10 protein-coding genes are annotated in these 16,760 nt (G+C 39.1%); 1 reads left to right on the forward strand and 9 read right to left on the reverse strand.

Features of this window, described 5'->3' with window-relative positions:
• Positions 1 to 3,540: 3,540 nt before the first annotated feature.
• Positions 3,541 to 4,296 (reverse strand): 3-deoxy-manno-octulosonate cytidylyltransferase, encoded by a 756-nt coding sequence (kdsB, locus tag HBA_RS03270; RefSeq protein WP_097032570.1) that lies wholly within the window; start codon positions 4,294 to 4,296, stop codon positions 3,541 to 3,543.
• Complete coding sequence (locus HBA_RS03275) at positions 4,296 to 4,475, reverse strand: Trm112 family protein (RefSeq protein ID WP_097032571.1); 180 nt, start codon at positions 4,473 to 4,475, stop codon at positions 4,296 to 4,298. The genes kdsB and HBA_RS03275 overlap by 1 nt, the downstream gene beginning before the upstream one ends.
• A gap of 275 nt (positions 4,476 to 4,750) precedes the next feature.
• Here HBA_RS03275 and HBA_RS03540 point away from each other — a divergent pair, with 275 nt between their 5' ends.
• Positions 4,751 to 4,909, forward strand: a complete 159-nt coding sequence (locus tag HBA_RS03540) for a hypothetical protein (protein WP_157774261.1) — start codon at positions 4,751 to 4,753, stop codon at positions 4,907 to 4,909.
• A 102-nt stretch (positions 4,910 to 5,011) separates the two neighbouring features.
• Here the strand turns inward: HBA_RS03540 and lpxK are convergent, their stop codons facing one another.
• The 7 genes from lpxK to serC form a co-directional block, all read right to left on the reverse strand.
• The gene (gene lpxK / locus HBA_RS03280; RefSeq protein WP_097032572.1) at positions 5,012 to 6,010 is read right to left on the reverse strand and encodes a tetraacyldisaccharide 4'-kinase; all 999 of its coding nucleotides are present in this window, start codon (positions 6,008 to 6,010) and stop codon (positions 5,012 to 5,014) included.
• Positions 6,007 to 7,755: a lipid A ABC transporter ATP-binding protein/permease MsbA gene (gene msbA, locus HBA_RS03285; protein ID WP_097032573.1), complete on the reverse strand. Its 1,749-nt coding sequence runs from the start codon at positions 7,753 to 7,755 to the stop codon at positions 6,007 to 6,009. Before msbA ends, lpxK begins: the two co-directional genes overlap by 4 nt.
• A 2,810-nt stretch (positions 7,756 to 10,565) precedes the next feature.
• On the reverse strand, positions 10,566 to 10,850 hold the full coding sequence (gene ihfB / locus HBA_RS03290; RefSeq protein ID WP_097032574.1) for an integration host factor subunit beta: 285 nt from the start codon (positions 10,848 to 10,850) through the stop codon (positions 10,566 to 10,568).
• Positions 10,851 to 10,941: 91 nt separating this feature from the next.
• The gene (rpsA, locus tag HBA_RS03295; RefSeq protein ID WP_097032575.1) at positions 10,942 to 12,618 is read right to left on the reverse strand and encodes a 30S ribosomal protein S1; all 1,677 of its coding nucleotides are present in this window, start codon (positions 12,616 to 12,618) and stop codon (positions 10,942 to 10,944) included.
• Positions 12,619 to 12,731: 113 nt separating this feature from the next.
• The gene (gene cmk / locus HBA_RS03300) at positions 12,732 to 13,418 is read right to left on the reverse strand and encodes a (d)CMP kinase (protein WP_097032576.1); all 687 of its coding nucleotides are present in this window, start codon (positions 13,416 to 13,418) and stop codon (positions 12,732 to 12,734) included.
• Positions 13,419 to 13,477: 59 nt separating this feature from the next.
• On the reverse strand, positions 13,478 to 14,776 hold the full coding sequence (gene aroA, locus HBA_RS03305; RefSeq protein ID WP_097032577.1) for a 3-phosphoshikimate 1-carboxyvinyltransferase: 1,299 nt from the start codon (positions 14,774 to 14,776) through the stop codon (positions 13,478 to 13,480).
• Between the two features lie 244 nt (positions 14,777 to 15,020).
• Entirely contained in the window at positions 15,021 to 16,106 is a 1,086-nt protein-coding gene (gene serC / locus HBA_RS03310; RefSeq protein WP_097032578.1) for a 3-phosphoserine/phosphohydroxythreonine transaminase, read from the reverse strand.
• Between the last annotated feature and the right edge of the window lie 654 nt (positions 16,107 to 16,760).

The raw sequence follows: 16,760 nt of genomic DNA on the forward strand, positions 1-16,760 counted from the left end.
AAACTTTAAATAAATGATTTATATCAAAATATAATGTATTATAATGCAAAATATTTATCGTTATAAAACTGAAATAACATTCAGTAATTAACTTTACTTTCTTAAATTATTCTTTTGTTTACAACAATGCCATATACTTATTTTAAGATTGATTAATATTTTCTTTAATAACAATTATTGTTAGATCTCAAGATAATTATCTTATGGTATAAGTGTTTGTAACAATATTATTATATAATATCATATATTATATAATACCATATTAATAAACGTGGTTATCGAGTAACAAATAAATACATTATTTAATAAATTATTAAACATTGCAAATAAAAGTATAATGATTACTTGACTATTTATTCGAGCAAGTAGAGTTAGTAGTCATGATTAAAACACCTGAATTTATTACATTACTCTTAATCTTAATACTAATATTAGTAAACATTAATAGTGTTTCACTGAGGATTATCATTAACTTTAGTTGTTAAACTACAATGCAGATCATGAGAAAATTTTTGCTATGACTAATATATTTACATACAATATACTCATAAAGTAATTTTATACTTTTTAAAACTGATGTTAAATTGCAAGAGCAACTATTTTATAAATACATATATTCATAAATTAATTGTTTATTATTATTTTTGTATTTTAATACCTTGTATTTATGGTTTAATTTTAAGTTAACTATAACTAAATAAATTTTATTAATACTTTACGATTAAATATAATAATATTATTAAGCATGTATACATACAATAAATATTACTTCTATGCTTTATTTAAAAGCTACTATTCTTAGTCGTTAATAAATAATTAACTGTACTTTATTTACCTGTAATTTATTACAACCAACTAACGATCAATATTATTGCTAAATATACGTATACAACAAAATTTAAGTGCTAAATCACATGTTTGAAGTGGTCTCTTCGAGCTCCAATAACTGTATTTTACTCTAAACAAATATTGCAGACAATAGAGTGATTACGATACAATAAAACTCACATACACAATGCGTAAACAAATAATACCTTTCATTATAATAGACTTCAGTGAGTTATGCTTAGTTAATTACTCTCTACCAGATAGTAATTATTTTAAATAACTATGAGCAATACTTGTTACGCTTATCAGCTAGAAGCTAATACCATGCTTAGTTACTAATAATATAGTGTCTTGCTCTTCTATTATTATAGAAATAATTTAGTTAATATTACCTACGGTTGATACTTTGATACGCAAACTAGCGTTATTATAAATAATTGATACTTCTACCTAGTGATTTCACTATTTCTAACTTTTAGAAAAACCTTAGTTTTTTAAACATAAATTAACTACAAAGTATTTCTTAATCTTTTATAAGTAAACTACCACAACACAGCGCTTAATATACAGAATGGAAAGCCATGTGGCCAAGGAAAAATTAAAGAAATCGACTATAAATTTGATCACAAAATCAGTGATTAATGTAAATCATTACATTTTATATAATGTACAAATAAATTATTTTATTTCTCATTGTGACTAATCGATTATATTCTACCTAATCAAAGTGATACCTTCATTTATTTAACTCTAAAATCCATGCAAAGTTTATCGTAATCGTCATTAATACTATTGCTAAGTCTACATATACCGCTTTTGGTAATACGGAAATTCATTATGCCACCATACATATCCACGGCAAAACCGTAAAGTAGATTGTGGTGTTAAATTTAAGCTGCGAATATGATTGAGATTCCCAACGGCAACTCAGTACCAATTTAATTCATAGTAATTTACTATGCTTTAATGAAAGAATTTGCTAATAAGTCCCTTACAAGCGAAAGCAATAATAATATTTATCTGCACCGCAGTATCTTACTGTTTTATCAGAAGTATCTAACAACTACTTAATGCGGGGAAAGGTATGAGTTTTAGATGTTACCGCATAGAAAATTATCATAATGCTGACTAGCCTGAGAAAACGCATCAGGAATAAGACAAAGCGTTTCTAGGTTTGAAGAATAAAAGATGATAATGCAAAAGTCAAATTAGTTAATACTCTGCTTTAAAATACAGAATTTTACTAAGACAAAGCTTAAACTGCGACATACTCATCTGCGAATCAACTCGCGTCTAGGTAAGCCCCTTGAGAATCGCAAAATATAACCTAGTTTCCGTGGCTGTGATACACAATTGGCAAATCTAATAAGAAACCCTCAACCCGAGTATGGCAATAGCAGTTAAGCATATCGATGCTGCACAGCAATTTTTAGAAACGATGACTAAATGCTGGTTCACGATCACCCTACAGGGGATACACACACGCATAAATGTCAGAACATGTGGCATCAACATCTTTTACTAACATATTGGTTTTATTATTTAAATATATCCTTTCTTAACTAGCTAAAGTGACCAGTGATATTACGCTTTTAATACTAAATTACATGAAGTTGCTAGTTTATGAATTAATATTAAATACAGGAGGAGTTATAATTTCTCTTGCACATAAATGGATTATGCATAAGCTAACTCATATGAATATAGCACACTATCACCTATCATAAAATTTTAAAGCTAGCATTAATAAATAAACGCATATACCAACTACAAGTAAGTAGTTGAATAACTAAACAGCTGCACTTTACTTTTTCTTAGTTATTTGGCTGAATATTTTCAGCTGAACCAAGAGCAGCGCACCTTATTTATACATCACCATAAGCCAAGTAAGCTGTTTGAATCCTTCAGCATACTGGTGAACAGTAGAACAAGCTGCTGTTTTTTGCTACACATATAGCAATCATTAACACTGCAAATACAGCTAGGACAATATTGATAATTAACTGCATAGCAGTTTGCCCCATTATGCACCAGTAATAGCACTGAGCCTTAGGTTAAAATCTCTATCAATCTTAATGTCTATCTACTATAATGCTATCAAGGCTAGTATTTTAGTGTGTGCTGTTTTTAACAAACCTTAATAGATTCGTAGCCATCACCTAAGTTTCCAGTCGATAATTTACCAACGACTATTTTCCTAGTACTTATATGCTAGTATTCATTAATGCAAAGCATAGATCCTTAAACAGCATGGGCCATAAACCATTTGTACCCGAAAAAACTCTTTATCTAAAGAGTAGTGAAATAACTATAAGTTATATACCGGCGCAAGTCATCGTATCTAGTATTCCCAGGATAACATCGATAGCTTGTAAGATTTCTTCTGGACGATATATTCAGATATAAATAACTTTACGTTAATAACGTAAATACATGAACTTCCCTGTCATGATATTATACAAATGAATATAAGGATTGCTTGCTGATGTATGTTAACCATTTAACTGTTACTCTAAAACTGAGCTTAACTCAGTGCGTTATTATTTCATGAATTTGCTAAATTGTATCTTATTGTTCTCTACAAAACAAAACCAACGTGCGCGTTTAGTGCGTAACACTAAACATCATAAAAGAATTATCTTAAATTAAGACAAGGTAAGCAATTAACAAAATATTTTTGATAGACCATCGTAACCAAATAGCACTAAATAATTAATTAATTTTCTGTTGCAACAAACGAACTTGCAACAGTTCTTCTGGTGTATCCACGCCCATGCTGGGCGTAGCACTTGCTATAGCAACATGTATTTTTTCCCCATGCCACAATATGCGCAACTGTTCGAGAACCTCTATCTGTTCTAGCGGACTAATCGACCAGCTAACATAGCGTCGAATAAAGCTGGCGCGGTAAGCATAAATACCAATATGACGCAGAAGATTATGGTAAAGATGATCGCGGCTACGGGCAAACCCTTCACGATCCCATGGAATAGTAGCGCGCGAGAAATACAGCGCATAACTGCTAGCGTCAACCACCACTTTAACCACATTAGGGTTAAATGCCTCTTCTGAAGTAATAATAGGTACCGCTAACGTAGCTATACCAGCATCAGTGAATGCCAGATTATCCGCCACTTGCTTGATAATTTGTGGCGGAATAAGCGGCTCGTCCCCTTGCACATTAACAATTATTTGATTGTCAGGGAAGTCGTAATAATCAATGACTTCTTGTAGCCGCTCGGTGCCGGACTGATGATCTGGGCTAGTTAAACATACTTCGCCTCCGGCACTCTTAATTGCTTCAACCACACCAACATGATCAGTAGCGGTAATTACCCTATCAGCACCGGAAGCTTGTGCACGCTCCATAACGCGCACAACCATCGGTTTTCCATTAATATCGACTAGTGGTTTACCTGGCAAACGCTTAGAAACGAAGCGTGCGGGGATAATGGCAATAAAACTCATTAATTGTTCTCATTTAATGAGATAGCACGTGCTTCTCTTTCCAGAAGAACAGGAATTCCGTCCCGGACAGGATAAGCTAGCCCATTCAACTTGCAAATTAGTTCCTGTCTTTCTTCGTTGTAAGAAAGTTTACCGTTACAGACCGGACAAACAACTATTTCTAATAGACGATTATCCATGTTATTTCTCCAATGAAGCAATGCATGCACAAAGCATTATCTGCTTACTACACTGAACAGTAGTGTAGGCTGTGTACATAAAAGCACGTCTTTATAGACGGTAATTGTTATAGCCTATCGCAAGTGTTTGCTACTATAGTCATTTTTTTAAATTACTTACATATAATTAACCAAAGAAGGATTGGTATTATGTGTAACTACACATAATTTAAAATTAAATTAATAAAACAAACCTACAATTAAAATGTTAAATATAATTATTTCATTGCTTTTTTGTGAAAGCTATCAGCCAAGCCAAGCAAAGCAAAGCAAAGCAAAGCAAAGCAAAGCAAAGCAAAGCAAAGCAAAGCAAAGCAAAGCAAAGCAAAGCATATCATAATTTAGAAAAATCAGATAACACAAGTTATTTAGCAGTTTCTGCTTATCAAACCTAGTAAAAGCAAGTCAAATATTATTATCTTTCATTATCATACCGCTGAGCAATAAATTTACCTCGTTCTACTCCTATGTAGACAAGAGTTACTTTTTTGTATTACTTATCCGCAACTTGGCATATAGCGCCGGATGGCCTGCTCGATTGGTATTAGCAAATCTTGTGCCGCGGTGGCAGGCACCTGGGCATCTACTGGTAGATACCACCAATTAGCGTAGGCGAAGGAGCGACATTTAACCGCGTCCTTCTCGGTCATGAGCAAATGTTGATCGGGTGTGACTAGTGCGCTGAGTACTTGCTGTCGGTAAACCTGATGATCGTTAAATACTATCTCCCGCATTGGAATCACGCCACTAGCGCGTATCATAGCAAAAAAACGAGCCGGATGACCAATGCCGGCCATAGCCACGACCGGAATTAATTTGCTAAGCGCACGAAATTCGCCACTCAGTAAATTAACAGCGGTGCCGGATTTAAACCACATAGATACCTCACCATGGTGAGTTTTGCCGCCGTTGACAATAACTGCATGTACCTGCTTCAATCGGCTTGTCCGTTCACGCATAGGACCGGCAGGAAGCCACCAGCCATTGCCAAATCGACGTTCGCCGTCAACAACAACCCACTCGATATCACGTCCTAGCGCGTAATGCTGTAAACCATCATCGGCTACAATCACATCTAAGGAATGTGAGCGTAGAAGTAGTGCCACCGCGGTAGCACGCCGCGGTGCTACCGCTACTGGCACCCTGGTTCGCTGCCAGATTAACAACGGTTCATCACCACATTGATCGCTTGTGGTATTAACGTCTAGCAGCAGCGGATAATGCACAGAACGACCACCGTAGCCACGAGACACCACCCCAACTCGCCAACCTCGCTCTTGTAGTTGCGTGACCAGCCATAATACGACTGGGGTTTTGCCATTTCCGCCAACAGTCAGATTACCTATAACTACGATTGGCAGTGGAAAACGATGCACTTCTTGCCAGCCACGGCGATAGCTGTAACGAATAAGAACTGTTATAAAACCATACAACCAGGAAATTGGCAGGAGTAATAAATACAGTAGCGAGGATCCGGACCAGATGCGAGCAATCATTGACCAACCTGTAACTGGTGAAGTTGGGCATAAACCCCCTGAATAGATATCAAATCCTTATGATTACCACGTTCGACAATCCGTCCTTCCTCTACCACTAAAATTTCATCAACTTTTTCAATAGTAGATAGGCGATGAGCGATAACCAAGGAGGTCCTATTCTTCTGCAACGTCTCCAACGCTTTTTGAATTGCCCGTTCAGACTCCGTATCAAGCGCTGAGGTGGCTTCGTCAAGAATAAGTATTGGGCAATCACGCAACAGTGCGCGGGCAATAGCGATGCGCTGACGCTGCCCGCCAGAAAGTAAGACACCATTTTCGCCTATCACTGTATCCAGACCCATTTCCATTTTTTCGATGAAATTCATAGCGTAAGCCATGCAAGCCGCACTTTCGATCTGCTTACGGGAATAAGTGGCTTTGCAAGCATAAGCGATATTATTAGCAATTGTATCGTTAAATAAATGCACATTTTGGGAAACCAGTGCTACCTGGTTACGTAGTGGAGCAAGCTTATAGGCACGTAAATCTGTGCCGTCTAGCAGAATTTGTCCTTGTTGAATATCGTAAAAACGCGTTAGCAAATTAGCGATAGTCGATTTACCGGAACCAGAACGACCCACCAAAGCCACTGTATGTCCCGCCGGGATGGTCAAACTGATGTCGTGCAGCGAAGGAGTATCTTTACCCGGATAAGAAAATGTGACATGTTTAAAGGTAATATTACCTTTCACGCGTTTAACTTCTACCGTGCCATCATCTTTTTCGGTTGCCATGTCAAGGATAGAAAAAAGAATCTGGCAAGCTGCCATACCGCGCTGAAACTGAGCATTCACATTAGTTAAAGATTTTAATGGGCGCATCAAAGCAATCATTGACGAAAAAACGACAGTAATGGTACCTGCAGTCAAGGTTTCCATTACTGATGGAAAACTTGCAGCATACAGAACAAAAGCTAGTGCTAGCGATGCGATAAATTGGATTAAAGGGTCGGAAACTGAGGAAGTAGCAACCATTTTCATGCCCTGTTGGCGCATGCAGTTGCTAACGCTGTTAAAACGCTCGTTTTCTACTTTCTGACCACCAAAAATCAACACTTCCTTATGACCTTTAAGCATTTGTTCTGCGCTGGTGGTAACCTGACCCATAGTATTTTGCATTCTTTTGCTAATTTGACGGAATCGTTTTGACACTTGACGGATGGCAAAAGATACTACCGGCGCAATCACCAATAAAATTAGTGATAACTGCCAACTATAATAAGACATCATCGTGAATAGGCCGATAATTAAAGCTCCTTCACGAATTACGGTAATAAGTGCGCCAGAGGATGATGAAGCTACTTGTTCAGCATCGTAAGTAATTCTCGAAAGCAAGGTTCCAGTAGATTGCTGGTCAAAAAAAGATACTGGCATGTCCATCATATGGTTAAACAGGCGACGTCGCATATTCATTACTACTTTGCCAGAAACCCAGGCTACACAATAGCTTGAGATAAAACCACTGACACCACGCAACACTATCAAACCTATAACTGCCAGCGGCATCCAGACCAAAATATTGCTGTTAGTTTTGCCAAATCCATCATCTAACAGGGGTTTGAGCAGCGATAGCATAAAGGTATCGCTAGCAGCGTTAAGTATCAGGGCAATTGCTGCGACGATTACACCTATTTTAAAAGGTGAGATCATAGGCCAAAGGCGACGAAAGGTCTGCCAGGTGAAAAGATTTTTCTCTTTTAGCATTTATTTACCAGTGCCAGGATCTAAATAGCCGCTTATTTTACCTATTTAGCGAGGCGCGCAAAACAACTGATCATACATAGTATAGGTAAAATATTGAAACTCCTATAATCTAATTATACCTATTATTGACAATAAAAATGCAGGCTCAGCTGTTTAACTCTATACCGCACTCAGAGTAAATGCTCAGACACACGAATACAGACTCCTGTGAAGAACCACATAAAAACCCGAGCGCCAAAAGAAGAAAGCCTACATGGTGGTTTATTGTGTAGCATGCTATTTAAGTTAAATTATCACTTACAAAGATCACAACCCGACCTCCAGAAAAAGAGGCTAGGGAGTTTTTACTATGATGATGTAAGCAGAGAGAAGATAAACCTGAAGGATCTTCCACGCACCGCGGGTTGATTTTTAGGCGTCACAGCGCTTATTTTGCCTGGGATTCGATATAGCTTATACAAATAAATTGCAAGCGTCTATTATCTTATCCACAGCATACACAGAAGTCGTTATTTCCCCGGAGCTGGTGCTCTCTTAAATATCTTAAGAATTTAATTCTTATCCACACGATGTTCCCGTATTTGACGACTTAAAAGTATGGAGTATCAACAATGATAAACGCGCCCTAATGTGGGGGTTCCATGCTATTAGTTAGATATCATTAAATAATGGCGCCATACCAGTCAACTATACTGATTCAGGCTTTAGTTTTATCCCCCCCCCAAAGAATATCAAACATCTCTGCTGCTCAAACGGTACTAGAGGCGTCATCATTGTACCAATCAATCAGAGATTCTGTAAAATTGCTATAACTGAAAGCTTACATCTCCTTTTTAACTGCATTATTAATGATAGCTTCTAGAATGACTAATATTTTGATAAAAGACGCCATCGACGCTTACTACCAATTTGACCGATAGTACCAGCACAAGGTTTATATTGTAGAAAATAAAAAAACTATATAAGCAGCAAAATAATATCACACTGAAAATACAACAAGCTCATTGATTGCCTAGAGTAGGCAGCAAATACCCCTCAAAAGAATAAAATCAGCGTCTCCTCTGTGGTAAAAGAAAATATTAACTATTATTTATTATAGCCATACCAGCTCTTATGCTGATTAGCAATTAGTATTACAGCAAAATATGAGACAAACTCAGCGTGGAAATTTTGCCGGCAAATGACGATCAAAAACATCAGCGTCAAAGAACTGTGCTAAGCGGAGAAACTCGTATTTGGGCTGCCATTACATATCCCACCCCGCGCGAGGATCATAACCATTAAAACAGTAGTGGGAACCTCAAGACGATAAAGATGAACAGTAATGCAAATTGTGCTGCTCACGCATTATGGTTAATTAAACCATAACTCGAGACTGATATGTAGCTTTCAAATACACTATGTATTAACTAGCTATCGAATTGCTCTTGATTCATACACCCCAACACACCAGCTTTTGTTTGGTCGCTACCACGCTATTTCGCCCAGAACATTAAACCCGTATACATGGAAATGCTCGATGAATATTTGATAATTTTATCAACCAAGATATTCAGTATGACTAGGCGGGGTTACTAGCATTTAATTATTTCTGGCTCAATATTGTTTATTTCGCACCAATAAACATAATAAAGCGTGATGATTGCCCGGGATAACAGAGCAAACTTAGTCAATACAACTGTCGGTAAAAACAATAATCTTAAAGCAGTTAGGGAGTAAAATAAACGCGATGTACTGACGCCTCGGTCATCCGCTCTACAAAACAACAATGGCACGCCTTATTTATTATTATGGCCAGTACTTGCAAAATCATTAATAATAACATTGACAATCCCTCCTGTTAGGAGGATTCGATAAAAAAGTAAGAAACAATCATTACATATCATTAGGCATTATGGGAGTAATCAGGACGTAGATAATACGGTAATGACCGTACCGCAAGTGCAAACAAAAGGTGAAGTGGTCTTTCTATAACGTTTATTTTTCTTATGCTTTAGAGATCAGCTGCAACGACGCAATTAATAAAAGTATCGGCGATATTAAAACTAACTTTATAGCAACTTGCTTAACTAGTGACTATTGCTAGACCAATAAAAGCTACAGCATCATTTATGCCTATCAACATAATGGTACTGCAGATTAAGCAACTCATTACCGAAGTTACGCTTAACACATTATCTTCATATTCGTTAATCTCATTAACTTTTAGCATGAAGTAAAATGGACTGCATTAATAATACTTGCCACAAAAAGGAGTAAGCTAGTATTTATTCTTTTGCTTTTTTAACAAATTACCCAAACTGATACAAAAGCGATGCATTAACCTTCATCGTACACTATAGGTCGTGATGTGCAGAATAAACTGACGATCTCAGGCTCGAATTTTATTAAGTGATCAAGTAAAGCAGACCTCGAATGATTTTTAATTTTCCTTTGCTGAATTAATCAAAAAAATACCATTGCTCAAATTGAGCAATCTTCTTGATTAGCATTGCTTTCTCTGCACGTTACTGACATTGGTGCTTACTCAACATTATACACTCTAAGTAGGATCTTTTAATGGTAATAAAAAAATGAGCATGTAATTTCGATAAGAGGTTAATAATGAATGTTGCTTGACATAATTTACTTTTATCGTCTTGATAGATAATTGTTAACTATCCGCGTCATAATTTATACAATATACTACAAACAACGCGCGTCTAATCCACCACAGTTTGAAATATTGGTTAAACTAATGCTGGTTGTCAGCGACTCCACAAAATATTAATTCCGCTCGTTGTTTTATATCGGTCGCCGTAACGAAACAGCTAAACGTAGCTATTGACACGATCGCGTAACTCTTTACCTGGTTTAAAATGTGGAACACATTTGCCATCCAACTCTACCTTATCACCAGTTTTAGGATTGCGACCGATGCGCGAGGCGCGGTAATGAAGGGAAAAACTACCGAAACCGCGTATTTCGATGCGTTCGCCAGCGGCGAGTGTCGTCGCCATATGCTCGAGTATCTCTTTTACTGCATTTTCAACTACTTTTGCCCGGATATGAACATGCTGGTCAACTAGTTTTTCGATAAGTTCAGATTTGGTCATGATTTCTCTAAATTCATACTGCTCTTTTAAGAGCAGTATAATAAATTAATTATAGGATAGAAGTAAAGTCGTTTCCGCAAACCAGTTATTATTACTCTCCTTTGGTTGCTGCTTTAAAGGCTTCAGTCATAGCGTTGTAAACGCTCCCATCTTCTTGCTTATTTTTCATGATATTGTTAGCTTTTTTTTCATTATCCTCATCCCTGGCACGCACAGATAAGTTAACAATGCAATTTTTGCGATCGATGCCAGTGAGTTTTGCCTCCACATCGTCGCCGACACTCAGGACTAGTGTAGCATCTTTTACACGGTTACGCGAAGCTTCGGAAGCGCGCACATAACCTTCTACGCCTCCTGCTAATTTTACTCTCGCACCTTTTGCGTCAACTGCTATAACTTTACCACTAACAATATCCCCTGTTTTGTTCAAAAACAGGTAGTTATTAAATGGTTCTTCAGTCAGCTGCTTTAGACCCAAGGAAATACGCTCGCGTTCTGCGTCAACTTGCAAAACTACAGCCTCGATTTCATCACCTTTTTTGTATGCACCAACTGCTTCTTCGCCGACAAGGTTCCAGGAAACATCGGATAAATGCACTAAACCGTCTATACCCCCTTCTAAGCCTATAAAAATACCAAAGTCGGTAATCGATTTGATTGTTCCTTCAACACGATCGCCCTTATTATGAGTTTCAGAGAAATGCTGCCAAGGATTGGATTTGCACTGCTTTAAACCCAGGGAGATACGACGACGTTCTTCGTTGATGTCCAGAACCATGACTTCAGCCACACTGCCCACATTAACCACTTTAGATGGATGGATATTTTTGTTGGTCCAGTCCATTTCAGAAACGTGCACTAGGCCTTCAACGCCTTCTTCGATTTCAACAAAACAACCGTAATCGGTCAAATTAGTCACACGACCGGTCAGGCGAGTGCCTTCTGGATAACGTTGCGCGATAGCAGCCCATGGATCTTCGCCAAGCTGTTTTAAGCCTAAAGAAACGCGGGATCGCTCACGATCAAATTTAAGTATTTTAACAATAATTTCATCACCAACATTCACGGCTTCGCTCGGATGTTTTACGCGCTTCCAAGACATATCAGTAATATGCAATAGGCCGTCAACACCACCCATATCAACGAATGCACCATAGTCAGTCAGATTCTTCACTATGCCCTTAACTTCCATGCCTTCCTGAAGGTTTTCTAGCAAATAATCGCGTTCAGCGCTGTTTTCGGATTCGATAACGGCACGACGGGAAACAACAACGTTGTTACGTTTTTGATCCAGTTTAATCACTTTAAACTCAAGTGATTTACCTTCTAAATGTAAAGTGTCACGAACAGGACGTACATCAACTAAAGAACCTGGAAGAAACGCACGAATACCGTTTAACTCCACGGTAAAACCGCCTTTAACTTTCCCGTTGATAACACCGATCACAGTAGTTACTTCTTCATAAGCTTTTTCTAGCATTAGCCAGGCTTCGTGACGCTTAGCTTTGTCACGGGACAGAAGTGTTTCGCCGAACCCGTCTTCGACGGCATCCAAAGCGACGTCAACCAGATCACCTACTTTAATTTCGAGCTCGCCATAGGCATTGCGAAACTGCTCGACAGGAATCACAGATTCAGATTTCAAGCCGGCGTCAACCAGAACCACGTCTTTCGCTATAGATACAACAGCCCCGCGAACGATGGAACCAGGACGGGTTTCAATTTCCTTCATAGATTCTTCAAAAAGTTGAGCAAAAGATTCTTTCATATTTGATAATCTTCATTTGTAATTAATTACTATATCATTACTCCTGCTTCATGGAATAATAATATACGTCATGCGACCTTTTCTTGCTGCAAAGTAAATTAATAACTGCTTCGTTATAATATTGCTAGTATCTTCTTAGCGTACGCTAAAGATTTAGATATTACTTCATCGATGGTTAGATAAGTGGAGTCTAGCACCAACACATCAGCAACTGCCGGCATCAATGGAGCTACTGCGCGATTGCAATCACGATCGTCACGTTTTTTTATATCAGATAAAAGATCCTTAAAAGTAACATGAAAACCATTTTTTTGCAACTGTCGCATGCGGCGATATGCCCTTTCTTCCGATGACGCATTAAGAAAGATCTTTACCCGTGCATCTGGAAAAACTAAAGTCCCCATATCTCGACCATCGGCAATAAGACCAGGCGCGGCGCGAAACGCGCGTTGACGCTGCAATAGCGCTGCACGCACGCGCGGAAACGCGGCTGTTTGCGACGCGATATTGCCAATTGTTTCATTGCGTATGGCCTGACTGACATCTTCCCCTTGCAGCACTACTTTAAGCGAACCATATTCAATCTCGAAGTTAACATCTAAATTGGCAGCAAGCGGCACTAAAGATTCCTCGCTGGCAATAGTTACTCGGTGATACAAGGCCGCCAGAGCTAATACCCGATAGATAGCACCAGAATCCAGTAAATGCCATTGTAAAGCTTCTGACAACGCCTTGCAGAGCGTCCCCTTCCCTACACCGCTCGGTCCATCGATAGTTATTACTGGAACTATTACCGTCATTATATTTTCCTTTAAAACGCTAAGCGTCACCGTAATGCTTATACATGGTCATAGCATCACTATGCTAATGTAGCCGGAATACTTAACGATGCAAACTGAGCAAAAAAATCTGGGAAAGTTTTATTAGTACATCTTGGTTCTAGAATGATAACTGGGGTATCAGACAGCGCAACAAGCGCAAAGCACATCGCCATCCGATGATCGTTATACGTACTAATGCGGGTCGCAATGAGTCTAGTGGGCGGCGTGATTGACAGATAATCTTTTCCCTCGGTAACGATCGCGCCCACTTTGCGTAGTTCTGTAGCCATCGCCGTTAATCGGTCAGTCTCTTTTACGCGCCAGTTGGCAATATTGCGCAATGTTGTGGTACCACCATCAGTAAACAACGAAGTAGTCGCGATAGTCATTGCCGCATCGGGAATATGATTCATATCCATATCGATAGCGTGCAATGCAGAACGACTACATTCGATGTAATTGTCACCCCAACGAATAATAGCACCCATATTCTCAAGCACATCGGCAAAACGGATGTCTCCTTGTAAACTTTGGCGGCCGATACCGGTTACCCGTACAGTACCGCCACGAATTGCTGCCGCAGCCAAGAAATAAGAGGCGCTGGAAGCATCTCCTTCTACAAGATAATCCCCCGGAGAACGGTATATGCAGTTACCAGTGAGGTAAAACACTTGATAATTGTCATGCCAGACTTCAATACCAAAACTTTTCATTAACCCCAAGGTTATATCGATATATGGCAGAGATACCAGCTTGCCTTTAATGCGGATTCGACTATCCTGTGGCGCCATAGGCGCCATCATCAACAGCGCGGTAAGAAACTGACTAGAGACGCTACCGTCAACAGTGATATCACCGCCTTGATATCCGCCGCGCAAACGCAGCGGCGGATAGTGCTCATTTTCAAGATATTCAATGCTCGCTCCTCCTTGTCGTAGCGCGTCCACTAAAAGTCCAATAGGCCGCTCTTTCATGCGCGGTTCTCCGGTTAGCGTCACATCCTGTGTCTGTAAGCAAAGCGCAGCTGCCAGGGGCCGCATGGCGGTGCCGGCATTACCAAGAAATATTGTCAGTGCATTATCCGCACGCAGTGGGCCACCGAGGCCATAGATTTCGCAGCAGCGGCGATCCGCCGATAAGCAGTAATTAACTCCTAGCTGACCCAAAGCAGTCAGCATATGGTGAACATCCTCGCTATCGAGGAGGTTGATCAAACGTGTAGTACCGGCAGCCTGTGCTGCTAGCAATAGGGCTCGATTAGATACGCTTTTGGAACCCGGTAGATTAAGAGTGCCATCAACGTGCGCGATGGGATTTATAGTTAATAACTCTTGCATTATATAATACGTTCTCCAACAAAAAAACACATGCATTCTGCCAACAGCTTAGGTGCAAGATCATAAAACTTATTTAATAGCAAACAGCCAGGAGATATAATCTGTATTATAAAGAAAATACGTTGTAAGTGAAACACTTTAGGAACCTGTTGTGTCGTATTAGCAATGAAAATAAGCATCCTAGCTTAGCAAGTAAGCTAGGGGCAACGCGTACCAGAAACGGACAACAACGTGGTTATAAAAGTTAACCGTGGCGACGAATAAAACCTAACATAAAATCTACTAACGCCTGCACACCTGCTAGAGGCATGGCATTATACAACGATGCACGCATGCCGCCTACCGCACTGTGTCCCTGTAAGGCATGCAAACCGACGGTCTGAGCCTCTTGCAAAAACAGCGCATCAAGTTTGCAGTTATCTAATTGAAATGGCACGTTCATGCGCGAACGGTAAGCTGGTGCGATGTTGTTGTGGTAAAAAGCACTCTCGTCGATAGTACGGTATAGTAACGAAGCTTTCTCCTGATTGCGTTTATGCATTTCAGCAAGCCCTCCTTGCTCTTTTAACCACTTAAACACTAGCCCCGACATATACCAAGCAAATGTCGGCGGTGTATTAAACATTGAATGATTTTTAGCCAACACACTGTAGTCAAGAATAGATGGCAGCGCTTTGCGCGCTTTACCTAGCAAATTTTCACGCACAATGACCAATGTTAACCCCGACGGCCCAATATTTTTCTGCGCTCCGGCGTAAATTACTCCAAAGGGTCTGACATCTAGCGGGCGCGATAAAATCGAGGAGGAAAAATCAGCTACCACTACCCGATCGCTGAAATCAGGTAGTTCATCAATCGCCAAACCGTCAATAGTTTCATTCGGACAATAATGTACATAAGAGCTATCGGCGGATAAAGTCCAATCCTGCATCGGTTTAATACCGCGATAGCCGTCTATTTTAGTGGTGATATCGATTACCTGTGGATCACAATATTTTTGTGCTTCTTTTATCGCGCTGCGCGCCCAATAACCTCCATCAATATAATCAGCGCTATCGTCATCCCCCAGCAAATTCATCGGAACAGCCGCAAATTGTGCGCGCGCACCACCCTGGCAAAATAGAACTTTATAATTTTCGGGAATCGCCAACAGTTCCCGCAGATCTTGCTCGGAAGATTGAGCCACTTCAAGAAATTCTTTACTACGATGGCTAATTTCCATGACTGATGTTCCCAAACCATGCCAATTACACAATTCTTGCTCAGCCTTACGCAAAACTGCTACTGGCAGCATCGCCGGACCGGAGCTAAAATTAAATACCTTATTCATTTACCTCACCACAATTTGCCAGTAATACCACTAGATAAGCTACTATGGTTTTAACTCTGACTACGATAAGACGCAACTTCCTGATGTGTAAGAGCACATATATAGATCCAACATAGAAAAAACTGTTTCATTCCGTTTTATCGTTGATAAGTTTATAATTAGTCACACTAATGACACAATACTGTATGTCAGTCCCGGTAAAGATACGGTGGTCTAAGCTTCTTTACTAACTTACAGACAAATCTCGTAGCAATGGGACTTACGATCGAAGAACCAGAATGGTTTTATTCCATGCACATATCTTATAAGTGCTTAATTTAAGATAGCGAATGCACTATAGTGTTACCGATAGCAAAAGCGTGACCCAAAACTTTTTATATCAACGCGTAACAAAATGTTTTAAATGCCGTTCTATCAATTATTTTGTTAACTTTCATTTTTGTGCTACGGTCTACAATTAGATGAAGATTGTCGATAACCTATATGTTACTAACAGGATGTCAATAAGAGCAATATCGCAAAATAAAGTTAAGGTTCAAGTGCTAGCTAAAATGCTAAAATGTTTAGCGCTACGTCAAAACCTAAATCATCGTAAAAATTATCAATTTATAAATTATTTCTTATCCCATTTGTTAATGTGCTATATCCAGCGTA

Source organism: Sodalis endosymbiont of Henestaris halophilus (genome assembly GCF_900161835.1).
In the GTDB taxonomy this organism is placed as follows: Bacteria; Pseudomonadota; Gammaproteobacteria; order Enterobacterales; family Enterobacteriaceae.